Here is a 22446-nt window from a genome sequence, read left to right as displayed (position 1 = left end):
ACTTATACCAGCAAGATCAGAACCGAATCTGCAGACCCGCACCCCATTGGTATTCACTGTGCCATTGTACTTTCGCCGACATGGTCTTGTTGATGAGATAGGAAACACCGATGGCCGATTCCCACTTCTCTTCTGTGTCGTATTCAACCTCGCCGACAAGCCCAATGCGTGGTGTCAGTTCAAATTCTTTTTCGAGAACGATCCTTGCTTCGCCATCAGTGGCGACAAAAGCGCTCGATTCCAGGTTGAGTGGCAGCAGATAGTGAACACCGATCAGCCCTCTTTCTTCCTCAACAGCTTCCCCTAATTCGCCGTCAACCAGTTCACCCTCAAAGTTGCCGCCAGCAAACAGGCTGAAAAAACGGTTGATGCTACGTTCCCAAAGTAAGAAAGCTTCCCACTCGGTCTCTTCGACCTCCTGCCAGCCGACCTCGACTTCGGCCCTCAGGATGTTGCGGGTATTGGACAGAACAGCCATCCCTTCAAACATGTTACTCAACAGGTCGACTTCTCCCCAGGCATACCAAGAATCTTTGTAGAGTCCGGGACGCAGATCCACAAGTTCTTGCGGCAGGTCAAAGTTTTCATAGTGGACCATGCGGGCCATGCCGGCTTTCATGTGGTACAGCAGGTGGCAGTGGAAGAACCAGTCGCCTACCTCATTGGCTTCGAACTCAATGACGGTGGTCGACATGGGGGCAACATCGACCGTGTGTTTCAGTGGGGAATAGTCACCCTGACCGTTGACCACACGGAAGAAATGGCCGTGAAGGTGCATCGGATGGTGCATCATGGTGCGGTTGATCATGATAAAGCGAACGACTTCACCTTCACGGATCAGGATATCGTCCGCTTCGGACAAGGCCTGATTATTCAGGAACCAGACGTAGCGTTCCATATCGCCGTCAAGGGTAAGGCGCACCTCACGGATCGGGGCATCTTTTGGCAGTGCTGTGGACCTGGTCGCACGCAATCTCTCGTAAGGGGGCCACGGCCGGGCCGGGCCCATACCATCGACGGCAACAGCTTCGGCAGCAGAGATATCGGTGGCCAGCGGACGGAAAACCCGGCCATACTTTTTTCCGTTACGCATGGAATCAGTCGGCATAGGCTGCTCTTCGTACGACTTGGTCTGGGCCGATTCGGCTTTTGGACTCATATCATGTCCAGTGTGCACTGAATCAGCAGGATCTTCCCCGAAGAGAGATTCCAGCTCCTGTGTCTCTTCTATACTCAGTGGTTCACTTTTCATCATGCCGGGCATAGCGTGGCCACTGTGATCCATTGTTCCGGTCGAGCCGCCCATATCATGCATGTCATGACCGCCATGATCCATCATCATCCCGGGCTGATCAAAACGACCGGCATTTACGTCTGCGTCGGGCATCCCCATCACCCCGGAAGGGGTCAAAGCGAAGATGTTTTCGAGGCTGGAATGACCCATGCCGGCGTAGAGATCCGGCAGCGGCAAACTTGGAGCGGGATGCGCCTTTCCCTGTCCAAGCCAGATGCTGGCGAAACCGGAGCCGTCATGGGCTGTGGCGCGCAGCTCCCAGCGCCCTGATTCAGGGATTCTCACCAGAACATCATAAGTCTCGGCTACGCCGATCAGCAGCATTTGTTCATCGACCGGTTCAACATCCTGACCGTCCGCGGAGATGATCTGCATTGGACCGCCGGAAAACTCCAAGTGAAAGAAGGTGGTTGCCGAGCCGTCGATAATCCGCAGGCGTACCAGCTCTCCCGGCTCTGCAGCCAGAGTGATTTCACTGGCCCCGTTAGCGAAGAAGCGATCATAAGCGACATCGGCGATATCCATCGCCGGCATCCGCTGCAACTCGCGGGTAAAGTATTCCCCAAGTTTGCCGGCACGCGCAGCGCCGAAGATGCTTTGGGCGCTCCCTTTCTCCAAGGCATACCACTCGCTGCCGCGCTTTAAGGTTCTAAGCACCTGATGCGGATCTTCGTCGGTCCAATCGGAGAGGAGAACCACATGATCACGGTCTACAGCAAGCGACTGCTGCTGTGGTTCGATGACGATCGACCCGTAGACCCCGCTTTGTTCCTGCAAACTGGTGTGGGAGTGATACCAGTAGGTGCCGTTCTGGCGGATCGGAAATTCGTAGGTGAACGTGGTGCCAGGCGCGATCGGCGGGAAGCTGATCAATGGCACTCCGTCCATGCCGGGAGGAACCAGCAGGCCATGCCAGTGGATCGAGGTGTCGACTGACATCTGGTTATGAACCTCGATACGGGCCAGATCGCCTTCGGTAAAACTCAGGGTCGGCCCCGGAATCCCGTCGTTGATGGTCATTGCCGAAACAGTCTTGCCGGTATAGTTGACCTGCTGTTCGGCAACGGTCAGTCGATACTCGACAGTTTTGGCCAGGGACAAAGATGAAAAGCCACTTCCGGTCAGAATGATTGCCAGGATAAGAACGCTGAACCTTGCCATTTTGTCCCCCCTACTCATTTTTTTCTTAGTGGTGGCCATGCCCCTTGGTTTCTGCAGCACCTTCCTGCTGTAAATGCAGAATGTAGTTCACCAAATGCCAGCGATCGATCGGGTCAATTTGCGAAAATCCAGGCATCCCGGTCTTTCCTGAACCGTTGCCGATAATCCAGTATTTTTCACCGGGGCCATAGATGGCGCTATGCTTCTTGTCGAGGAAGTTTGCCGGTGGAGTCGACATTGCTGCCGCCGCAGGGCCTTTACCGTCTCCGGCTTTACCGTGACAAACCACGCAGCTCTGTTCAAAGAGTTTTTGTCCCTGCTGCAGAGATTCTTCGTCAGGAACAATCGGCGTACGCTGCATGACGCGGTACTCTTCGGGAATTTTATCTCTTAAGGCATACATCTCTTTCATGTGCTCAGACATCACCTTGCCTGCCTGATGTTTTTCCGTCCCGTGAGCGAAAACAGCTTGGCTAAGCAAAAACGCAAACAAGGCTAGTGTTACACTAGATACGACATAAGCTTTCAACCCCATGATTCCCCCTTTCAATATCAGGCTACACGTAGCGACTACATCCGTTCGATGACTGCTCTTAGTTTCCCCTGAATTTCTTCGGCAATCGTCTGCAGCTCAGGGTTTCCAATTGCCTGCATCGAAGCAAGCGGATCAATGGCCGCCACCTCAACGGAACCGTTTTCCAACTCTTGGACGATGACATTGCAGGGCAGCATGGTGCCAATGTGAGGTTCGGCTTGCAGCGCCCGGTAAGCATAGGGCGGATTGCAGGCCCCAAGGATACGATACTTGCGAAAATCGACATCCAGCTTGTTTTTCAAGGTGTTTTTAACGTCGATCTCGGTCAGTATGCCGAAACCTTCTTTGTTCAACTCTTCGGTCACAGACTCGATCGTCTGCTCAAAATCCATCTGAACTTCTTTATTGAAAAAGTACGTCATTTAAGCTCTCCTCTGCCTGAATAATTATCCGTTCCGCAGTCTATACTGTACTGCATTTAGTTCCTTTTTCACCTCTATCGAAACCACATGCTAAATTCCTGCTATGGATGCAATACCCCATCAAATTTGTCCTTTGCCCGCTTCAAGTGAGGGATAAATGCGGGGACCTTCTGAGCATATTCGGTATATTCAGGATCGAACTCTGCTCGAACCAGTCTTTCTTCCTGCTTGGCCAGCCGCAGATAGATAACCACCAGCACCGGAAACATCAATAATGTAAGCAGGGTCGGCCACATGATCAAAAATCCGACCATCACCAACATAAATCCATCGTATTGAGGATGGCGAACCACGGCATAAGGTCCGGTAGTTGCCAATTTTCCCTGCTGTTGCGCGGCATGCAACACCTGCCAGGCTTTGTAGACAATATAAAATCCGGCCGCGATCAACACATTGCTTAGCAGGTGGATGGGATTCAGGTGCGGGTCCATCTCAAAATCAAAAATAGTCTGCCAGAGATGGCCGCTGCCATGAGCAAAAATATCAGTCTGCGGGAACGTACTCTGCAACCAGCCGGAAAGGAGGAAAATCGTCAGCGGGAAACCATACATTTCGACGAACAAGGCGACGATAAAGGCGGAAAACGCGCCGAGCGACCGCCAATCGAGTTTGGTCTTCGGCTTGGTGAAACTGAAAGCAAAGATGATGAAAATTGCGGAGTTGATAATCACCATCGTCCATAGTCCGTAAGCGGGAAGAGATTCGTTCATGATTCAACCTCCCTTCAATGTTACTCGTTAGTTCTTGTCCTGCTTCTCGCCATGACCTCGATGCATAAATACGTGCATCAAGGGGCATAACAGCAGAATCAGAAATGGAAGAGCATTGATGATTTGTGGTTGATACTCTGGAAACAGGAAGTAGATTGCCCCGCCAGTTAAGAGCGCTCCTATCATCCATTTACCACAGTGGCCTATCCCGGAAAGTTGGTTTGAAGTTTTCATGACAGCTCCTTTTTCTTGCAGGATCAGCTATCGTCTAGTCCATGGCCGGTTTCAAGTGCGTCGAGAATCGGGCAGTCACTGGTCGGTCCGTGGCCATCACAGCTTTCCTCCAGTGTTTCGAGAATTTCTTTAATACGGGTCAGATCGAGAATTTTCAATTCGATAGCTTCGATCTTCGCCTCGGTCTGTAATTTGACATCTGCCTTGGTCGCTGTTGAATCATGTTGCAGGGAGAGCAGTTCCTTGATTTCCCTGAGGGTGAACCCCAGGTTTTTGGCCCGCTTGATAAAGCGCAGGCGGAGGATGTCGCGTTGCGGATAGATCCGATAGTTCGCTTCGGTCCGAGCCGGCGGTTTGATTAGACCTTCTCGCTCATAGAAACGCACTGTCTCAATCCCGAGCCCTGCTTTCTTGGCAACTTTGCCGATCGTCAAACCGTTCATCGTGACTCCTTTGTCTGTCTCTATGACTTACCTATACCCTAAACCCTATAGCACACTACAGAGTCAAGGGCTTGTCATAATACTGGTGCTTTAAAGCGTCTCAACCTGACGGCATTACCAACCACGGTCAGCGACGAAAGCCCCATCGCAGCAGCGGCGAACATAGGGTTCAACAGGAGGCCGAAGGCCGGAAACAAGACACCGGCCGCTACTGGTATCAGCAGGGTGTTGTAGGCAAAGGCCAAAAACAGGTTCTGTTTGATATTACGGATAGTCGCTTTGCTCAGGGCGATGGCAGTGACGACTCCAGTCAGTTCGCCACTGATCAGCGTGATGTCTGCTGCCTCGATGGCGATATCGGTACCAGTCCCGATGGCGATACCGACATCAGCCTGGACCAGTGCCGGTGCGTCATTGATCCCATCACCGACCATGCCGACAATCTTCCCTTCAGCCTGGAGCTGCTTGATCTCTGCGGCCTTCTGATCTGGCAGAACTTCCGCCAACACCTGGTCGATACCGACAGAGCGGGCAATCGCTTCGGCTGTCTGGCGGTTATCTCCGGTCAGCATGACAACCTTGAGGCCCAACTTGCGCAGCACCTTGATCGCTTGCGCAGAGTTATCCTTGACCGTGTCAGCAACAGCGATGATGCCTGCGGCCTGCTTGTCGATAGCAACCAGCATTGGGGTTTTCCCCTCGCGGGCCAATTGAGAAATCTGCTCCACCAATGGTTGTACAGAAATTTCATGTTCAGTCAGCAGTAGCGGATTACCGAGCAACAACTCACGTCCTTCGATCTGTACTTTGATCCCCTTACCGGGGATGGCTAGAAAATCACCCAGGCCAGCCAATTCTAGCTGGTCCTGTTCGGCCCGTTTGACAATCGCTTCACCGAGAGGATGTTCAGAGCCTTTTTCCGCTGAAGCAGCCAAACGCAGCAGCTCAAGCTCATCGAACCCTGCAAGTGGCAATATGTCTGTCACTTCAGGCTCACCCTTGGTGATGGTGCCGGTTTTATCCAGCACAATGGTGTCAAGCTTGTGGGTCGTCTCTAGCGCTTCACCACCCCGGATCAAAATCCCCGATTCCGCGCCACGACCAGTTCCGACCATAATCGAGGTCGGCGTTGCCAAACCCAATGCACAGGGGCAGGCAATAATCATCACCGCAACGAAGTTCAGCAAAGCATAGGTCAGAGCTGGCTCAGGGCCAAAGACCAGCCAGATAACGAAGGTGAGTAGGGCAACCAGGATGACTGCCGGGACAAAATACGCGGCGATAATATCGGCCAGCCGGGCTATTGGCGGCTTGGAGCCTTGCGCCTCTTGAACCATGCGGATGATTTGGGCGAGCATGGTGTCCTTACCGACTTTGGTCGCCTCGAAGCGGAAGCTGCCGGTCTTGTTCATCGTTACACCGATCACTTCATCTCCGACCTGCTTCCCCACTGGGATTGACTCGCCGGTCACCATCGATTCATCGACCGACGAATTTCCCTCAAGAATGATTCCGTCGACCGGAATCTTTTCGCCTGGACGTACGATGACTGTATCGCCGATTACCACATCCTCAATCTGCACTTCCAGTTCCTGACCAGCCCTGATCACTCTTGCGGTTTTCGCCTGTAGACCGACCAACTTCTTGATCGCTTCAGAGGTTTGTCCCTTGGCTCTGGCTTCGAGCAGACGACCCAACAGGATCAGAACGATAATCACTCCTGCGGTATCGAAATAAACCTCAGACACCAGACCTTCAGCGACAAAGAGTGATGGGATAAAAGTAACCAGAACGCTGTAAAAGTAGGCAGCACTGGTTCCTGTGGCTATCAGGGTATTCATGTCACTGGTTTTGTTTTGCAGCGCTTTCCATGCCCCGCGATAGAACTGCCAACCGACCCAGAACTGGATCGGGGTTTGAATCAACAATTGCAGAAGAAAGTTATTCTGCCTCGACAGGGGTAGCAGATTTTCCAGACCCAGATTTTGCCAGTGGACCAGGATGAAAAGCGGCACCACGAGAGACAGCCCGAGCAGAAACTTGCTGCGTAATTTTTTGAACGCCTGCTCTCTGGCTTGCTGTTCTCCGGCCACAGGATCTTCTAGCCGAGCATCCTGGACTTCGTAGCCGAGCGCTTCGATGGCCCGGACCAGATCGTCACGCGCAACCTGTCCGCTGGTAAATTCGACCGTGGCGATCTCGCTGGCAAAATTGACCTGGGCATAGCTAACCCCAGGAATCTGTTTCAGCGATTTTTCGATCTTGGCGACGCAGCTGGAACAGCTCATCCCGGAAATGGCCAGTTCGGTTTTTTCGGTCAGGATATCTGCCCCTGCAGCGTAAACTGAGTCGGTTCTGTATGTCTGAAGGCTCATCTGTTTCCCCTTTCATGCTCGCGATCCACCTGTCGTTTCTGACTTAAGGCAAGCATAAACCCGGTACCATACTTCAGGGTCAAGGGTTCTGTTTCCATTTTTTTTGCCTGTTCATCCTCTAACGTCTTTAAAGCAGAAAAGGGGCTAAGGCCCCTTTTCAAAGTATTCCATTGGCGACTCAACCAGAAAAATATCGGAAAATCCTCTACATCACCTAATTGACGAATTGATGCAAAAAGACCCGTTTAATCCCGCCTGCAAGCGACGTACTGATTTCAAACCGGTATGTTCCTTTCTGCGCAAGGGTTATATCGGCACCGAAACCACCGTCCATGGCCAGAAGAGTCACCGTTTCAACAATTTTTCCAGCTGGCCCCACTACAGTTATTTCTGCAGATCCAGTCTCTATAGGACTGCCAGAAACAGTCTCAGCAAAAGTGACCATAATATGATGCGTTTGTTTCAGGCCGTAGCGAGTCATCAATTTTCGGACATCATTCAGGTAAGCAACACTTTTAACTCCATCAACCTTAGTGGCTCCGAGCATATATTTGGCCCCAGCAGAAGACATGCCGGGCAGATCTGAAAGCTCTTGCGACTGCCATTGCTCATTTTGCTCCCCAGGGAAGCCCAGAGCTGGAACTGCAATCAAAATAGCTAGCAGGAGTAACATTGTTGCTTTCATTTTCGCTCCTCGATCGATCTGGTGTCAGTCATCTGTCTTTTTAAGTTCCGGATGCCTCTTAGTGACACCTGGGTGGTGTACTGCCAAAGCTTTTTTCATTTTCTTTTGCCAGTCTCTCCAGAAGACGTGCGATCATGCCTTTACTCTTTTTCTGCTTCAGGTTCTCGATGTCGCAACAACTCCCATTTCGCTGCTTTGGTCCGTGTAAATCTAAGTTGCTGGTTTTATGAACTGTTTCTGTTCTCATGTGCTACCTGCCCTAGTCCCAATGGCTAAGTTTTGTTTGACGCTCAGCTTTTACGGATTATTGGAAAAGCTCTTCCAGCTTTTCTGAGCTTCCGCCTGAATTCGCTTTTTCGAGCTGCTCTTTGGTCAACACTTTGCGAGCATCACTCAGTGCTTTTAGCTGGCGAACCTGAATATCGCCTTCAAGCTTCTGTGATTTACGAATCAACTCTTCAGCATCTTTCAAAGACCAATCGTTGCTATCCAGCAGATCGGCCAGTTCCAGTCGGGCAATTTTTGCTTCAGCGGAAGTGCGAATGTTCTCATTGCGGGTACCTGAGCGGATTGCTTTGAGTTTGGCAATTTGATCTTCGGATAGCCCTAGGTCTGCTTCCTGGTCAAGAAAGAAGGATTGAGAACTTTGACAGGCCATCTTCCCGGAACCATGCATCCCGGAACCGTGCATCCCGGAAGACGAACTCGTTGCTGCAGGCTGTTTTTCTCCAGGATGATGCCCTTCATGATCGGTGGCAGCAATGCTCATGCTAGCGACCATCATCAGAAAGGAACCAACCAGAACCATTACCATCATTGTTTTTTTCATGTCATTCTCCTTTGGCAGGCCAATTTCTTATCATTCTTTTTAACAATTACTACAATGCGTGTGCCAACATGGAAGTCCTATTAAGTTCAGATAGTTAGGGGTTTTGCTTTTTGTCTGAAAGTTGTGTTTTGCACAATATTCTACACAGTGACAAGATTATTCGCCGCTAATGGTTTCTGCCGTTAGTGGCTCATGCTTATTCTTTTTTTGCCTAGTCAGAGGGATTAGATGACCGAACAGATATTATTGATCGATGATGATGCTTCTTTGCGGCGGGTTACAGAGTTCAATCTGGAAAAAGAAGGCTATCGAGTGCTGACAGCCGCCAATGGAGCGGAAGGTATCGCCTCATTCAAGAGATATCGTCCGGCCCTCGTGATTACCGACGTTAAGATGCCCGAAATAGACGGATATGAGGTCTTGAATCAGGTGTTAGAGCTAGAACCGGAAACACTCGTCGTCATGGTCACCGCTTTCAGTTCGATCGAACTGGCTGTAACTGCAATGAAGAATGGAGCATACGACTATGTGACCAAACCGTTCAGCCGGGATCAGTTGAATATTGTCGTTGCCAAAGCTCTTCAGTATCGAAAGCTGCAACGGGAAAACTCCAATCTGAAGGAGACATTAGGGGGGAATAGCGGCCCACAGCAGATCATTGGCACGTCACGAGCGATGCAACAGGTGATGCAGCGGGTGGCAAGAGTTGCTCCTACCAATGCTTCAGTATTGATAAATGGTGAGAGTGGAACCGGCAAGGAGGTGATCGCCAAAGCCCTTAATCGCCGTGAATTGTGCAGCGATCCCCCAAAATCCGATCGAAAGCGAGCTGTTCGGACACATCAAGGGTTCATTTACCGGCGCGATCAAGGACCGCAAAGGTAAATTTACCATAGCCGATGGTGGGACCCTGTTTCTTGATGAAATCGGCGAGCTTCCTATCGATTTACAACCCAAGCTGCTACGAGCCCTTCAGGAGCAAGCTTTTGAACCGGTCGGAGGGACAACTCAACAAGTCGATGTACGGGTGGTCGCCGCAACCAACCGCGATCTCGAAGAAGCCATGGAAAATGGAGAATTCAGGGAAGATCTCTACTATCGCCTGGCGGTTGTACCGATGGAACTGCCACCGCTACGCGAACGAAAAGAAGATATCCCACTGCTTCTCAATTTTTTTCTGAAAAAACAAAAAGGTGAAGTAGGTGTACGATTTTCTGAAGAAGTTATCAAATTTCTAACAAGTTACAGTTGGCCAGGCAATGTCCGTGAACTAGAAAATGTGGTCGAACAGATGTTAATATTTCGGCACCGAGACTTGCTGCAAATCGCAGATTTGCAGCAACGTATTCGTCGACCAGCAGCACGTGGCGATAGGATCCTTAATTTTCCAGAAGACGGATACCCTTTGGAAACTCTAGTAAAAGAAGCCGTCGAAGAAGCGTTGAACCGCTGTAATGGGAATAAGACGCAGGCCGCTGCTTTTTTGAAAATTCCACGGCATATTCTGCAATATCGGCTTGAAAAGTATGGTGTTAGCAGCCCTTAGAAACTTTTATATACCTAAAGGTCTTCTTCTGGAGGGAGAAATCGGTACTATAAGTCACCCCTTTAAACACGCGAATGGCCCATGATTACCAAATCATGGGCCATTCTTGCTTTGCTGCATTAATCAGACAGTTTTTACTGGAACCGGCGATATTCTATACGCACTCGACCAGGCTAACTTTTTCAGCCACCTAGGTCATGGCTAATCTGACCAATTTTTAGACCTATAATTCAATCCAAAACAACTTCCGAGACCTTTTCGACTGATTTGAGTAAAAACAACCTCTGTCAACGTCCGACAATTCGGCTCTTGTTGAAATTTACGTAGGCCTTGAGCCTATTTCCATGTTTCTAGAAATTAGGTTGACATCTATTTTAGATTGGGCTTAACATAGAATCCATGAAACACGAAGACGCTGCAAACAGATTGGCTGAACTCGGGAACACAACCCGCCTTGCAATATTTCGCTACTTGGTCAAAGCAGGCCATGAAGGAGCCCCGGTTGGCCAGCTCCAGAAGGAGCTTGAGGTTCCTGGGTCGACCCTTTCACACCACATTTCACGATTGGTGAGAGTGGGTCTTATTAAGCAAGAAAGAGAAAGTAACGTCCTTCATTGTTTGCCACAATATGAAGTTCTTGCTGAGCTGATTGAGTTCTTGCAGTCGGAATGCTGCTCGGGCGTAGAGGTGACTAAAGGCTAAAGGTAAATAACAGTAAGGGTAATCCCCTTTTTTTAACTACATATTTCGATTATCCCAGAAATAGGGTAATGGAGAAGTCATCATGAATATGGAAACAATCATCCCCATGGCAAAAGACGCTTTAGGCTTCTTTGCCTTCACCGTCACTGAGCTTGCAGTTCTTTTCATTGCGATCAGCTTCATCGTTGGGATAATCCAGGAATTTGTCCCACCAGAGAAAATCAAAACTCTTCTCTCTGCCCGAAAAGGCCGTGGCTATTTTATAGGAGCCGGGTTGGGTGCTTTGACTCCTTTTTGCAGTTGCTCCACAATCCCGATCATGGTGGGCCTGCTCAAAGCACAAGCTGGGTTTGGCCCAACCATGGCCTTCCTCTTTTCTTCACCATTGGTCAATCCCATCATCGTGGGCCTTTTCTTCATGGCATTCGGTCTGAAGGCTACCGTCGTCTACTCGGTTTTGGCTTTGTTGATGGCGGTATCAATCAGTGTGGTGCTGGAAAAACTCAATTTTAAACGATTCGTCAAATGGGATGCTTTGGACAATAACCAGGAAAGTTGTTGCAGCAAGCCGGAAGCAGAACCTAGTAAAGAGCAAATTATGTCGTCTGACTGCGGATGTAGTCCACCGATCGTCCCTGAACCCGCCGTCGCCTGTTGTGTTGCAACGGGAAGTGCACAGGTGACCAACTATAGGAGCGTTGCGTCTTTCAGGGCTAATACTGCCGTCATTGGTTCTGGACGTTGGGCACGAATTTTAAAAGAAGCTGTAAAGCAGTTTCAGACATTTCTGCCTTACATTGTTTTCGGAGTGGCTATCGGTGCTGTGGCCTACGGGTTCGTTCCAAAAGAACTGATTGTAAAGTACGCTGGCCCCGACAATCCTTTCGCTATTCCGATCGCTGCCGTTATCGGGGTTCCTCTTTATGTACGGGTTGAAACGATGATTCCGATCACAGTTGCACTTATGGGTAAAGGAATGAGCATGGGCGCGGTCGTTGCTTTGGTCATCGGCGGGGCAGGAGCAAGTATCCCTGAAGTAGTCATGCTCAAGCGTATATTCAAAGGTCCTATGCTTGGTGCATTTCTGACGGCAATCTTCTTCATTGCTGTTGTTGCAGGCTTGCTATTCAATACAGTTTTATAAGTGTAAAAAAATTCCAAATGGTCATGATGTCCGATAAGCCACCCCTTTAAACATACGAAAAGCCCATGGATACCAGATCATGGGCTTTTCCTGTATTTGGGTACTTATCAAACACTGCGTTACTGGAAGTTGCGACTTACAGCCGACAGTAACCGATTGTTTTGCCGTTTCTCTGCCCTATAAAACAATCCAGAACAACTTCCGGTACACATTCGACTGATCGATAATTTCGGGCTTAAATCACCCTCGCCCAATGTTCGATAAGTGGGCATAAATCGGACAACATTTACTGCAATGCGCTTCTATGGATTTTAACAACACAAACCTTTTTGATGCTGGCGCGTAGCGGGTCGTGCCCTACTCCAGATAGCCGAGAAACTTCTCCCGAGCCATTGGGACCGGTGCGCAGCAGTGGTTCGGTCAAACGGCGCGGCGAGTGAACGGTATCCTGATAATGATTCATTTTCCCGCAGAGGAAGCCACGGGTGTAGGGGGGCTCAGGATCGCCGCTGACTTTGATGGCGCGATCATCTTCCACCTCGACCAGCAGGCCGCAGGCATCGGGACAAACCGAACGTTTCATTTCAGCAGGCATACTGACTCCTGGCGTTATTGGTGGCTGGTGATTCGCACAGGTCAGCAGAATACTACAAAACGGTCTTCTGGCCATCAGTGAATAAATGACCGGTTCTTTTGCAGAGCGAGACAAGCATGAGCATCAAAGGGACTTCAATTAAAACTCCCACCACGGTGGCTAATGCCGCGCCAGAGGATAATCCGAACAGCAGGATAGCGGTAGCTATCGCCACCTCAAAATGGTTAGAGGCACCAATCAATGCAACTGGTGCGGCATCCTGGTAGGAAAGTTTCAACCACCGGGCGAAGACAAAATAACCGATGGCGAAAATAAACAGGGTCTGGATGATAAGCGGAATGGCAATCCAAAAAATCGTCAGCGGATTATTGATGATGACTTCCCCCTTAAAGGAGAACAGCAGAACCAAGGTCAGCAGCAACGCAGTAATGCTGATCGGGGTCAGCCAATGGAGAAACTTGTCGTTGAACCAGTCCATACCTTTGGATTTAATGATCCATTTTCTCGACCAGTAACCGGCAATTAAAGGGAGTGCGACATAAATTGAGACGGAAAACAACATCGTTTGCCAGGGCACCGGCATGGAGTTTACATTCAGCAGCAATCCGCCCAGCGGGCCATAGAGAAACAGCATCATCAAGGAGTTGATCGCCACCATCACCAGTGTTAAACCGTCATTGCCTTTTGCCAAGTATCCCCACATCAGCACCATTGCCGTACAGGGGGCAATCCCCAGCAGGATCGTCCCGGCAATATAGCTGCGCCATAACTCTACTTCTTCGCCATTTGCCAGGATTTCTGTGCCTGGCAAGAAATCCTTAAACAGATAGCCCAAGAAGAAATAGGCGATGGCAAACATGGTAAATGGTTTGATCGCCCAATTTATAAATAGCGTCAGCAACACAGGTTTGGGGGTTTTTGCCGATTTCATCACCTGCGAAAAATCAATTTTGACCATGATCGGATACATCATGAAAAACAGGCAGACAGCGATGGGAATAGAGACTTGGTAAAGCGAAAAATCATTCAGTCTGGTGGCGACAGCAGGAGCTGCTTTGCCCAAAATAATTCCACCGATGATGCAAAGTAATACCCAGACGGTTAAATAGCGCTCAAAAATGGATAACTTTTTCGTTGATTCCTTGCTCATCATCTGCCCCCTTGGTTCTGCTGAATGTTAATAAAAAAATCACCGGCAGCTGGCGGCGTCTTTTTGTGCAAGATACTGGTTCAGTTCTGCCAGATCAGTTTCAGCATGTTGCTGCTTCAGCATCTGGGCGAGCAGGCTTTGCCAGGAAGTTCTATCCATGATCTGAAGCTGATCTTCCAGGCGGTAATACATCCAGATCCCTTCGCGCCGGTCCGCGATCAGGTCTGTGTTGCGCAAGTAGGCAAGATGACGGGACACAGTCGACTGTGGTAATTGTAAGACCGCCATCAGGTCGCAGACGCAAAGTTCACCATGGGTTAGCAACGCCAATATGCGCAGTCGGGTTTCGTCGGACAGCGCTTTAAATGTATGGGCAAGTTTTTTCATAGCGGCATCGTATCTGTTTATGCGGATACGTGTCAACGGTTAGCATTCAGTATTGTCATGAGTCAAGCATTCAGAGGATCGTGGTTTATATTTATAGCCTTACCCGTTGGCCTTGTGTGGCAGCTTGATAGCGGCCGCTGAGAAGCCGTTGATTCCCTTTGGTGTCTAGTGAAGTGGGGTAAGTCCACAACTCTTTGAATTTTTATGAGTAAATTTATCAAAACTTAGGATATTTGAAAGAATGAGCGGGTTAATCGCGGCCGACGGCAGTGTCCTATAAATCACCCTCTGCAGTACGCGAAACACCCACGATTGCCTGATCGTGGGTGTTTCTTTGAATAGGGTACATATCAAACACTAACTTACTGGAAGTTGCGATATTCAAGACATGACCGATCTGGCCAGTTCCCGACCCCATGATTCAATGCGGAGCAACTTCTGAGACGTTTTCGGCTGGTCGTCAGATTGGGGCAAAATGACCTTCGATCTACGTCCGAGAAGTCGACACTTGTCGGACTCGGCCCTTGCATAAAGGGGGGAGACCATATATGAGACGATGAAACGAAGTAGCCCCTGCGTAGGCTAGGGCTCTGTTTTGTTACAACTTTTTGGTAACTTGTTATGGCAACTTAGTATTCGAGTACTGCACGGGATTGTCATTCTCGATTCATCTGCTAGGCTTTTTCGTAAAAAACGTTCAATGCATCAAAGATCCGGCATGGCAGGCTAAGAGTGAAACGATTGAAAGGCCACGAGAATGAAAAAAACTTGTCTTGTTCTGGCTATATCAACAGCCTTGATGGCGCTACTAATTTCCTGTAGCACGACACCTATAAATATATCGCGATGGTATACACCTGAGCAGGTCGCTATCGGCAAGCCTCTTTATGCAACTCACTGTGCAGGCTGCCATGGTGAGAATGGCGAAGGCGCTCCGAATTCTGACACTCCTTTGCCTAACGGCTCATATCCTCCGCAACCCTTGAATGGCTCCGGCCATTCCTGGCATCATTCATTGACCGATCAGGAAGAGACCATTGAGATGGGTGGTAGGCATCCCGGAGCAACTATGCCCGGTTTTGCAGAGGTGTTAAACCATGAAGACCGAAAAGCGGTGATTGCCGCATTTCAAAGCTTCTGGGGCGATCGAACTTACATGGAATGGTTAGGGCGTGGTGGGGTTGACTAAGAACGGTTGATAAGCTTCGCGTAAAATGAATGTTTTTTTCCTCAAGACTTACTATTTTTGAGATAGAAGAGCCTTATGACTACACCCAGCCGACATAATCGGCTGAGGCTAAATTTGTTCTGGGAATAGTGAATAGTAATTGTCGCTAGCGTTAAGAAACCTGCCCCCATCTTGCAGTCAATTCTCCAGACTCTACGGGCCGTCCAAAAAAATAACCCTGGCCTTGTGAACAACCTTGAGAGCGCAAGAAATTGAGCTGAGCATCAGTCTCTATCCCTTCGGCAATCGTCTCCAAATCCATACTTTTTGCCAAAGCGATAGCTGCTATGGCGATTGCCATATCGTTTCTATCATTGGGGATGTCACGCACAAAAGCACGATCAATTTTAAGCTTTGAAATGGGAAACTTTTTCAGATACGCCAATGAGGAATAGCCAGATCCAAAATCGTCGATTGCCAATGTGATGCCCATATCAGCGAGCTTCTGCATGGTGATGATGGCCGTGTCAACATCATCCATCACCATGCTTTCGGTGATTTCTAACTCCAGATTCTGGGGCTTCATCCCGGTTTTTCGCAATACGCGAGACACCGTAGCAACTAAATTCCCCTGCCGGAACTGGCGCGGCGAGAGATTGACAGCCATTCGAAAACTCGGAAAGCCTTGTTCTTGCCATTTCATATATTGCAGGCAGGCGGTTTTAAGAACCCACTCCCCCATCGCAACGATCAGTCCGGTTTGTTCTGCCAAAGGAATAAAGTCCTTCGGTTGAATCAAACCGCGATCGGGGGTCTGCCAACGAAGCAGCGCCTCTACACCGACCAGTTCTTCCGTATTTAGATCGAGTTGTGGTTGATAGTGGAGAATGAGCTGTTCATCTTCAATGCAGGTGTGCAAGCCTCTTTCCAGCTCAAGTAATTCGTGGGCCCTGGCATTCATTTCCGGAGTATAGCTCCGATAAGTAGCCCCTCCCTGCGCCTTGGCGCGGTACATCGCGACATCAGCGTATTTCATCAGTGTTTCAGCATCGGTTCCATCGACAGGGTAAAGACTGATGCCGATACTCATAGATAAGTAAAAGGGTTTTCCTGCAAAGAACAGTGGAGCCGCCATGCTATCTATGATCTTTTGCGCTAACAATGAAACATGTTTTGTATCTTTAACTTCTTCAAGAAAAACTACAAACTCATCCCCACCGACGCGAGCCAAGGTGTCAGAATGACGGACCAAAGCTCTCAGCCGTGCCGCAATTTCAATCAGTATTTGATCACCTGCGGCGTGGCCGATGGTATCGTTTATGGTTTTAAAACGATCCAAATCGAGAAACAGCAGTCCGGCCTGATGATTGTAGCGAATGGCTTTTTCAAGCCCATGCACGAGACGATCGCCCAGCAAGGTTCGATTAGGCAGTCCGGTCAATGGATCGTGATGCGCCAGGTGGTTTAAGTGCTGTTCCTTCTCCCGCAACTTTTCTTCCGTCACCCGGTGCTCTTTAACTTCGCGACAGAGTTGTTTATTTTGTTGGTTAAGTAGATGGGTTCTAGAGTGAACACGCTCCTCAAGCTGTGCGTGCTCCTGCCGTACCCGAGCCTCATGTTTTTGTAGCTCGTCGAACATTGAATTAAATGTCAGCACCAGACTCGTGACCTCATCACCCTGAGGGGACACTGCGTTGATGCCAGTCAACTGCTCTCCGAATGACTCAGCCCTCTGCCGGAGTCGCTTTAAGGGACGCAACAACCATCCGCCCGCCAATGAACTGACCAGCAAGGTCGTGGTGAGAATGATAAGTGTAACCCACAGTGTCTCTTGACGCTGACCTACTAGCAACTGCTGCGCAGGACGGAGATCTTCTTCAATCACCAGGCAAAAGACTTCATCCGCAACCCGAAACATTTGGTAATAGTAGAGCAGCAATCCATCGTCCGACTGGATGATTTGAACCTGCTCTTCTTCCAGTATCTGATTGATTAGGGATTGATCGAAAAACGGCTTTGAAACAGCGTCCGCACCTCCCGTCTCAGCCTGAACACCATCATAATTGAGCAGGAATATATCTGTTTCGACAATCGCCTCAACCCGCTCCAGCAGGTCAACAAGATTAACCGAAACCATCAGGACACCGAGCACTTCCTGATCGGATTTAACTGGAGCCAAGGCTCGAACTTCCCAGTGGCCCGCATGCTTCGTGGTTATCAGCAATGACTCCCCAGCAAGAGCCTCATTCACTCCCCAGCTAGTTAGAGATAGCGCAAGGTGGTCTGACTCAGATTGATATATCAACGAACCGTGTCGGTTAATCAGAGAGAGATTTCTCTCTTCACCTAGGTCGCTTGCAAGTTGTCCCTGTATTTGCCGTAAGGCATCAGCATTTGATCCGGCTTGCCGTAAGTTGGATAAACTCAATGTGGAGTTCAGCTCCATCGTCACGGACGGTTGCTCGGCGAGAGTGTGAGCCAAGGCCATCATCTCATCGGTCTCTTCGGAAAAAATATTCGCGCACAGGCGATAGCTGTTGGCAGCCCTATCCTGCTCACGCAGCAGCAAGCTCCTTTCCAGAGCGTTACTCTGAATCAGATAAATCGAAACCGAAGTCCCGAGGACTGCAAGGGCCAACAATAGACTCAGGGGGAATTTCAGACTGTGGAATCGCTTCAAGGCGGTCCCCCAAAAGGAATCATCCCGCCTGCTTCGATAATCGCACGGCCTTTTTGTGACTTGATAAAGTTGATGAATTTTGTGGCTTCCCCTGAGGTTTTTCCTTCACGGGAGACAAAGGCATACTCTGATGCCATGGGATAATCTGAAGACTTGATACCTTCTACAGTGAGGGGCAGGCCGGTTAGGGCAACAGCGTGAAACCTTCTCTCTGGACCCAGCAGTGATGAACGCGAAAGAAAACCGATGCTGTAGGTGTACTTATTTAGTAACTCGACCATTTCCGGGTCATGATGGACGATCTTTGTATCGGGAGCGAATTTCAGTGCAGCAAATGGTGACAGGTGACGACGAATCAGAGTCAGCGAGGAATCTCCTTCCTGTCGGCCAATAACCCTGATCGGTTGGCTACTGCCATCTTCAAGTTGCCAACTAACAGTTTGCCCGGCGAAGATTGCGGCAAGTTGTTCTACGGTAAATTCAGTTTGTGGCACCTTAGCACCAACAGCGAAAACGATAGCATCTTTGGCAAAGGGAAGGAGTTCCAGGCCGGTGTTCTTTTCCTCGGGACGTAACGATCGTGCCACCCGACCTAAAACGGCTTCTTTGTCCTGAACCGACTGAATACCGCCATTGCTGCCGGTTGTATCGGGGATGACAACTTTGAAGTCCGGGCCTGTTGCATTGAAACCCGCCGCCAACTGCCGAAGCAGGTCTTGGCAGGCACCGGTGCCAGGGATCACCAGTTCCCCAGTATCGAGCTGTTGCTCCTGTGGGGAGCACCCTGCAATAACCAGCAATGCAAAGAGAAAAAACAAGGGTAACCATTGAATTGTTAGCGAACGGGTTTTCATTGAATCTAGCTCCTCCCCTGCCTGCGGCGGCCAGGACCATCTAATTCATTGATTGTGGCACTTCGGATTGAACCACTGCCCCCTGCGTTTCTGAAAGTGCATAGGTTCTGACGGGCCTAAACACCTTGGACAAAAGTACATAGTTTTGAGCCAGCTGAAATAATAAAGAGGTGGACAGCATTGCCCCCCCCCCAAAAAACATTAATGACAGTCAACTTCAACAAATACCAGATGTTGTCATGGTAAACAATAAAATTAGTTGGGAAGGGAAAAACGTTTTCCCACTATGGCCTTTAAAGGGGTCTTTGAGCTGAAATCCTAAATTTAATGCGCTATCAGAATGCAGCCCGTTCAGCATAAGGTTGTGGTCACCTGAGAGAAAAATCGCCTTATTGCCTTTGAGGGTAGTTTCTAGCAACTGCGGAAGGCAGGGAGCTAGCAATGCAGCACATTCAGGTATGCGACTATCAAAACTTAGACGTTATGAAAGGTGACCAGCGTAACCGACAAATACCTTCATTTCGTTTCGCAAATATCCTGCCAAAAAGGGTTTTCATATATCCATAGGAATTTTGATGGGACCGGATGTCTGATAAGTCACTCCTTAAAACATACAAAAGGCCCACGGTTACAAGATCGTGGGCCTTTCTTGTAGTCGGGTATTAATCAGTCACTGATTTACTGGAAGTGGCGCCTTACAGTAACGTGCAAACTGACCGGCATCTTGATCCATCATTCATTGGCGAGCAACTTTCGAGACATCCATGACAAGTAATTGAGTCAATAACAAACGGAGCTTCCCCCTCAACTGGCATCAGAGCCCGCGAATGTTATAGTTTTCAAGTAAAATAAAAAGGTACGATCATGGTCCGGACTAGAGTAAGAAATGCATAAGCTTAGATACGGGGATTTGAATGCGCAAAGCACTATTGATTACCCTTCTCGTCAATATGTTTATACTTCTGCCGGCCATTTTTTTTGCGAGCTATCAGTTAGATAAACATCTACTTGACGAACAACGAGTATTGTCAACAGACGAACTCAGTCAGTGCGCAAATACTCTCAGCAGGGCAATTCAAAAGCGTTTTGCTTTACTTGAAGGTTTATCCGCATTCGTCATTGCCAACCCGAGTCAAGAACAGCTCGACGCTAAATTTGAAACCTTTGCCTCTGCGCTCCCGTCAGGTGTTGGTGGGATTCGTAACTTTGTTTTGGCTCCCGATGGTGTTAACAGCTACGTTTACCCTTTGAAGAGGAACGAACTAGTCCTCGGCCATAACCTGATTGCTGATCCTCGTCCAAATGTCAGAGTCGATGTGCAACGAGCTATCAGGACACAGAGAATCACGTTGAGCGGACCTTACGAGTTAAGACAGGGCGGTCTCGGCTTCGTAGCTAGGAAAGCTGTTTTTCTGGGAGAAAAATTTTGGGGGTTTGTGTCCATGGTTGTGGATATCCCCCCTCTCTTGGAAGATGCGGGCCTTGGTCTGCCATCAGAAAAATCGGACATCAGCCTCCGTAAAAATGGAGGGGAATACTTCTATGGCGCAGAGCGGGTCGTTGCTGATAGCGCAATTTCACTACGCATTAATTTGCCAGACGGCTTCTGGGAAATAGGAGTAGCAGCAAACAGAGAATTGCTGCCACAGTTTGAGAAACAACAAACCATATTCAATGGGTTTGCTTCTATCTCGTTAGTATTCCTGAGTTTACTTATCTATACGATTGCCAATCGCCAGACTTACCTTTCTGAAAAAGTTAAAGAACAAACCAGTGACTTAGAGGAGAAACTTATTGCACAACGGCTTGCTGAGGATGACCTGCGCGATGAGAAGAATCGCATAAAAACCATTCTTGACTTGGTTGGAGACCCAATATTCGTCAAGGATAACGACCATCGTATTACCGTCGCCAATCGCGCCTTCTATGACCTTTTTTGTATGGATGAAAGCAGCGTAATAGGCAAAACCCTTGTTGAAGCTGTTCCGGAAAATGAGAGGCAACATTTTCTCGAAATCGACCGGAAGGTTCTCGATACCGGGATGCCCGACCTGCGAGAAGAAGAACTCACGGTGAAAGGCTGCACACGGACGATCATCACAAGGAAAATACGCTTCATCGATGAATCCGGGGTGAAATGTATGGTGGGCTCAATCCATGACATTACCCAACGCAAGTTGGCGGGAAAAGAAAAAATCAAACTCGAAGGCCAACTCCACCAAGCCCAGAAAATCGAATCTATAGGCCAACTGGCCGGTGGCATCGCCCACGATTTCAACAATATTCTGGCCGGACTGTATGGCAACCTCTCTTTGGCCAAAGCCAGTCTGACTAAGTCTCTGCCTGACCACCCCGGCTACCGCTATCTCGAAGCAGCCGAGAGATCAATGAATCGGGCGACCGCCCTAACAAATCAGTTACTCACCTTCGCAAAAGGCGGCGTACCAACCAAAGAGACCCTTAGCCTGAGCCATCTGATCGAAGAAGTGGTTTCGTTTACTCTGTCCGGAAGTAACGTCAAACCCATCATAGACCTACCAGACAACCTGTGGCTGGCATTTATTGATCAAGGCCAAATTCAGCAGGTGCTTGGCAACCTGACGATCAATGCCAAACAGGCCATGCCCGGTGGGGGAGAGTTGCAGATTACGCTCGAAAATACTGAGGTTTTAGATAATCAACTGCTGGGTCTGGACGGGGGGAATTATATTAGGGTCACTCTAGCCGATAACGGCACCGGCATAGCTCCCGAGCACCTTGAGCGTATTTTTGAACCCTATTTCACCACCAAACAGGCCGGTAACGGACTCGGGCTGGCCACGGTCTATTCCATCATCACAAAACACGGCGGACACATCAGCGTCGCCTCACAACTCGGCCAAGGAACAACCTTTACCCTTTACCTGCCCGCGGCCAAAAATCAGAAACTGCCCCCAGTGCCCACCGTCAGCGTCACAGCTCCCCTACATCAAGCCGCCCGTGTTCTTGTCATGGATGATGAAGAGATGATCTGTAACATTGTCAAGGCCATGCTGGAAGAAGCCGGACATACAGTTGAGGCAGTCCCTGATGGCGCGCTGGCGCTCGATCGCTATCGCCAGGCATTGGAGACTGACAGCCCGTTTGATCTGGTTATCCTGGATTTGACCATCCCCGGCGGCATGGGCGGTAAAGAGGTTGCCGAGCAGATCCTGGCCCTTCATCCGCTAGCCAAGATCATTGTTTCAAGCGGTTATGCTGATGACCCGGTTAGGGCGAATTATGCCGACTACGGTTTAAGGGCCTTTGTTCCGAAGCCTTTTGAACTCGGTGAATTGATTGATACTGTGAGCAAGGTCTTTATGAGTGACTCCGCTTGAGAGTTTTAACTGGGTCGATAATCCCAAATGTCACCCTCTATAGAACGCTAAACGCCCATGGATACCAAATCATGGGCGTTTCTTGCTTTGCTGAATTAATCAGACATTTTTTA

General features: G+C 49.3%; 19 protein-coding genes and 2 pseudogenes. 6 read left to right on the top strand and 15 right to left on the bottom strand.

Annotated elements, in window-relative coordinates:
* Positions 1-16 precede the first annotated feature (16 nt).
* The 10 genes from ACZ5PT_RS14135 to ACZ5PT_RS14090 form a co-directional block, all read right to left on the bottom strand.
* Complete coding sequence (locus ACZ5PT_RS14135; protein ID WP_464263673.1) at positions 17-2455, bottom strand: multicopper oxidase domain-containing protein; 2439 nt, start codon at positions 2453-2455, stop codon at positions 17-19.
* 25 nt (positions 2456-2480) lie between these two features.
* The gene (locus ACZ5PT_RS14130) at positions 2481-2879 is read right to left on the bottom strand and encodes a c-type cytochrome (protein ID WP_464263672.1); all 399 of its coding nucleotides are present in this window, start codon (positions 2877-2879) and stop codon (positions 2481-2483) included.
* Positions 2880-3025: 146 nt separating this feature from the next.
* Positions 3026-3412, bottom strand: a complete 387-nt coding sequence (locus ACZ5PT_RS14125) for a DUF302 domain-containing protein (protein ID WP_464263671.1) — start codon at positions 3410-3412, stop codon at positions 3026-3028.
* Positions 3413-3513: 101 nt separating this feature from the next.
* The gene (locus ACZ5PT_RS14120) at positions 3514-4182 is read right to left on the bottom strand and encodes a methyltransferase family protein (RefSeq protein ID WP_464263670.1); all 669 of its coding nucleotides are present in this window, start codon (positions 4180-4182) and stop codon (positions 3514-3516) included.
* 27 nt (positions 4183-4209) lie between these two features.
* On the bottom strand, positions 4210-4416 hold the full coding sequence (locus ACZ5PT_RS14115; protein ID WP_464263669.1) for a DUF2933 domain-containing protein: 207 nt from the start codon (positions 4414-4416) through the stop codon (positions 4210-4212).
* Positions 4417-4439: 23 nt separating this feature from the next.
* On the bottom strand, positions 4440-4859 hold the full coding sequence (locus tag ACZ5PT_RS14110) for a heavy metal-responsive transcriptional regulator (protein WP_464263668.1): 420 nt from the start codon (positions 4857-4859) through the stop codon (positions 4440-4442).
* A 74-nt stretch (positions 4860-4933) separates the two neighbouring features.
* Entirely contained in the window at positions 4934-7234 is a 2301-nt protein-coding gene (locus ACZ5PT_RS14105; RefSeq protein ID WP_464263667.1) for a heavy metal translocating P-type ATPase, read from the bottom strand.
* A 214-nt stretch (positions 7235-7448) separates the two neighbouring features.
* Positions 7449-7919 carry a hypothetical protein gene (locus ACZ5PT_RS14100; protein WP_464263666.1) on the bottom strand — a complete coding sequence of 157 codons (471 nt, stop codon included), beginning with the start codon at positions 7917-7919 and terminating at the stop codon, positions 7449-7451.
* A 58-nt stretch (positions 7920-7977) separates the two neighbouring features.
* Positions 7978-8055 carry an LDCC motif putative metal-binding protein gene (locus tag ACZ5PT_RS14095; protein ID WP_464266746.1) on the bottom strand — a complete coding sequence of 26 codons (78 nt, stop codon included), beginning with the start codon at positions 8053-8055 and terminating at the stop codon, positions 7978-7980.
* Positions 8056-8223: 168 nt separating this feature from the next.
* Complete coding sequence (locus ACZ5PT_RS14090; RefSeq protein ID WP_464263665.1) at positions 8224-8748, bottom strand: hypothetical protein; 525 nt, start codon at positions 8746-8748, stop codon at positions 8224-8226.
* Between the two features lie 228 nt (positions 8749-8976).
* Between ACZ5PT_RS14090 and ACZ5PT_RS14085 the strand changes: the two are divergent.
* From ACZ5PT_RS14085 to ACZ5PT_RS14070, 4 genes and pseudogenes are all read left to right on the top strand, one after another.
* Positions 8977-10119: pseudogene (locus tag ACZ5PT_RS14085) on the top strand (sigma 54-interacting transcriptional regulator); the annotation flags it as partial.
* Positions 10120-10153: 34 nt separating this feature from the next.
* Positions 10154-10294 (top strand): helix-turn-helix domain-containing protein, encoded by a 141-nt coding sequence (locus ACZ5PT_RS14080; RefSeq protein WP_464266745.1) that lies wholly within the window; start codon positions 10154-10156, stop codon positions 10292-10294.
* Positions 10295-10693: 399 nt separating this feature from the next.
* Entirely contained in the window at positions 10694-10996 is a 303-nt protein-coding gene (locus ACZ5PT_RS14075) for an ArsR/SmtB family transcription factor (protein WP_464263664.1), read from the top strand.
* Positions 10997-11078: 82 nt separating this feature from the next.
* Positions 11079-12140: a permease gene (locus ACZ5PT_RS14070; protein WP_464263663.1), complete on the top strand. Its 1062-nt coding sequence runs from the start codon at positions 11079-11081 to the stop codon at positions 12138-12140.
* 364 nt (positions 12141-12504) lie between these two features.
* Here ACZ5PT_RS14070 and ACZ5PT_RS14065 read toward each other — a convergent pair.
* The 3 genes and pseudogenes from ACZ5PT_RS14065 to ACZ5PT_RS14055 form a co-directional block, all read right to left on the bottom strand.
* A pseudogene (locus ACZ5PT_RS14065) lies at positions 12505-12735 on the bottom strand (molybdopterin oxidoreductase family protein); the annotation flags it as partial.
* 52 nt (positions 12736-12787) lie between these two features.
* The gene (gene arsB / locus ACZ5PT_RS14060) at positions 12788-13885 is read right to left on the bottom strand and encodes an ACR3 family arsenite efflux transporter (RefSeq protein ID WP_464263662.1); all 1098 of its coding nucleotides are present in this window, start codon (positions 13883-13885) and stop codon (positions 12788-12790) included.
* Positions 13886-13924: 39 nt separating this feature from the next.
* A complete protein-coding gene (locus ACZ5PT_RS14055) occupies positions 13925-14272 on the bottom strand; it encodes an ArsR/SmtB family transcription factor (RefSeq protein WP_464263661.1) in 348 nt (115 codons plus the stop codon).
* Between the two features lie 757 nt (positions 14273-15029).
* Between ACZ5PT_RS14055 and ACZ5PT_RS14050 the strand changes: the two genes are divergently transcribed.
* The gene (locus ACZ5PT_RS14050) at positions 15030-15461 is read left to right on the top strand and encodes a c-type cytochrome (protein WP_464263660.1); all 432 of its coding nucleotides are present in this window, start codon (positions 15030-15032) and stop codon (positions 15459-15461) included.
* Between the two features lie 151 nt (positions 15462-15612).
* On the opposite strand, the gene ACZ5PT_RS14045 is transcribed toward ACZ5PT_RS14050, so the two are convergent.
* On the bottom strand, positions 15613-18009 hold the full coding sequence (locus tag ACZ5PT_RS14045; RefSeq protein ID WP_464263659.1) for a bifunctional diguanylate cyclase/phosphodiesterase: 2397 nt from the start codon (positions 18007-18009) through the stop codon (positions 15613-15615).
* Positions 18010-18116: 107 nt separating this feature from the next.
* Positions 18117-18974 carry a substrate-binding domain-containing protein gene (locus tag ACZ5PT_RS14040; RefSeq protein WP_464263658.1) on the bottom strand — a complete coding sequence of 286 codons (858 nt, stop codon included), beginning with the start codon at positions 18972-18974 and terminating at the stop codon, positions 18117-18119.
* A 914-nt stretch (positions 18975-19888) separates the two neighbouring features.
* Here ACZ5PT_RS14040 and ACZ5PT_RS14035 point away from each other — a divergent pair.
* Positions 19889-22333: an ATP-binding protein gene (locus tag ACZ5PT_RS14035; protein ID WP_464263657.1), complete on the top strand. Its 2445-nt coding sequence runs from the start codon at positions 19889-19891 to the stop codon at positions 22331-22333.
* Positions 22334-22446 lie beyond the last annotated feature (113 nt).

It is taken from the genome of Desulfuromusa ferrireducens, from assembly GCF_055389805.1.
Note: the sequence above shows the minus strand (reverse complement) of the source record. Positions and strands in the feature narration are given on the sequence as shown.

Excerpts from the sequence above, each read along its gene's own strand:
- ACZ5PT_RS14135 (WP_464263673.1), bottom strand. The coding sequence starts at position 2,455 with ATGGCAAGGTTCAGCGTTCTTATCCTGGCAATCATTCTGACCGGAAGT.
- ACZ5PT_RS14130 (WP_464263672.1), bottom strand. The coding sequence starts at position 2,879 with ATGTCTGAGCACATGAAAGAGATGTATGCCTTAAGAGATAAAATTCCC.
- ACZ5PT_RS14125 (WP_464263671.1), bottom strand. The coding sequence starts at position 3,412 with ATGACGTACTTTTTCAATAAAGAAGTTCAGATGGATTTTGAGCAGACG.
- ACZ5PT_RS14120 (WP_464263670.1), bottom strand. The coding sequence starts at position 4,182 with ATGAACGAATCTCTTCCCGCTTACGGACTATGGACGATGGTGATTATC.
- ACZ5PT_RS14115 (WP_464263669.1), bottom strand. The coding sequence starts at position 4,416 with ATGAAAACTTCAAACCAACTTTCCGGGATAGGCCACTGTGGTAAATGG.
- ACZ5PT_RS14110 (WP_464263668.1), bottom strand. The coding sequence starts at position 4,859 with ATGAACGGTTTGACGATCGGCAAAGTTGCCAAGAAAGCAGGGCTCGGG.
- ACZ5PT_RS14105 (WP_464263667.1), bottom strand. The coding sequence starts at position 7,234 with ATGAGCCTTCAGACATACAGAACCGACTCAGTTTACGCTGCAGGGGCA.
- ACZ5PT_RS14100 (WP_464263666.1), bottom strand. The coding sequence starts at position 7,919 with ATGAAAGCAACAATGTTACTCCTGCTAGCTATTTTGATTGCAGTTCCA.
- ACZ5PT_RS14095 (WP_464266746.1), bottom strand. The coding sequence starts at position 8,055 with ATGATCGCACGTCTTCTGGAGAGACTGGCAAAAGAAAATGAAAAAAGC.
- ACZ5PT_RS14090 (WP_464263665.1), bottom strand. The coding sequence starts at position 8,748 with ATGAAAAAAACAATGATGGTAATGGTTCTGGTTGGTTCCTTTCTGATG.
- ACZ5PT_RS14075 (WP_464263664.1), top strand. The coding sequence starts at position 10,694 with ATGAAACACGAAGACGCTGCAAACAGATTGGCTGAACTCGGGAACACA.
- ACZ5PT_RS14070 (WP_464263663.1), top strand. The coding sequence starts at position 11,079 with ATGAATATGGAAACAATCATCCCCATGGCAAAAGACGCTTTAGGCTTC.
- arsB (WP_464263662.1), bottom strand. The coding sequence starts at position 13,885 with ATGAGCAAGGAATCAACGAAAAAGTTATCCATTTTTGAGCGCTATTTA.
- ACZ5PT_RS14055 (WP_464263661.1), bottom strand. The coding sequence starts at position 14,272 with ATGAAAAAACTTGCCCATACATTTAAAGCGCTGTCCGACGAAACCCGA.
- ACZ5PT_RS14050 (WP_464263660.1), top strand. The coding sequence starts at position 15,030 with ATGAAAAAAACTTGTCTTGTTCTGGCTATATCAACAGCCTTGATGGCG.
- ACZ5PT_RS14040 (WP_464263658.1), bottom strand. The coding sequence starts at position 18,974 with ATGAAAACCCGTTCGCTAACAATTCAATGGTTACCCTTGTTTTTTCTC.
- ACZ5PT_RS14035 (WP_464263657.1), top strand. The coding sequence starts at position 19,889 with ATGCGCAAAGCACTATTGATTACCCTTCTCGTCAATATGTTTATACTT.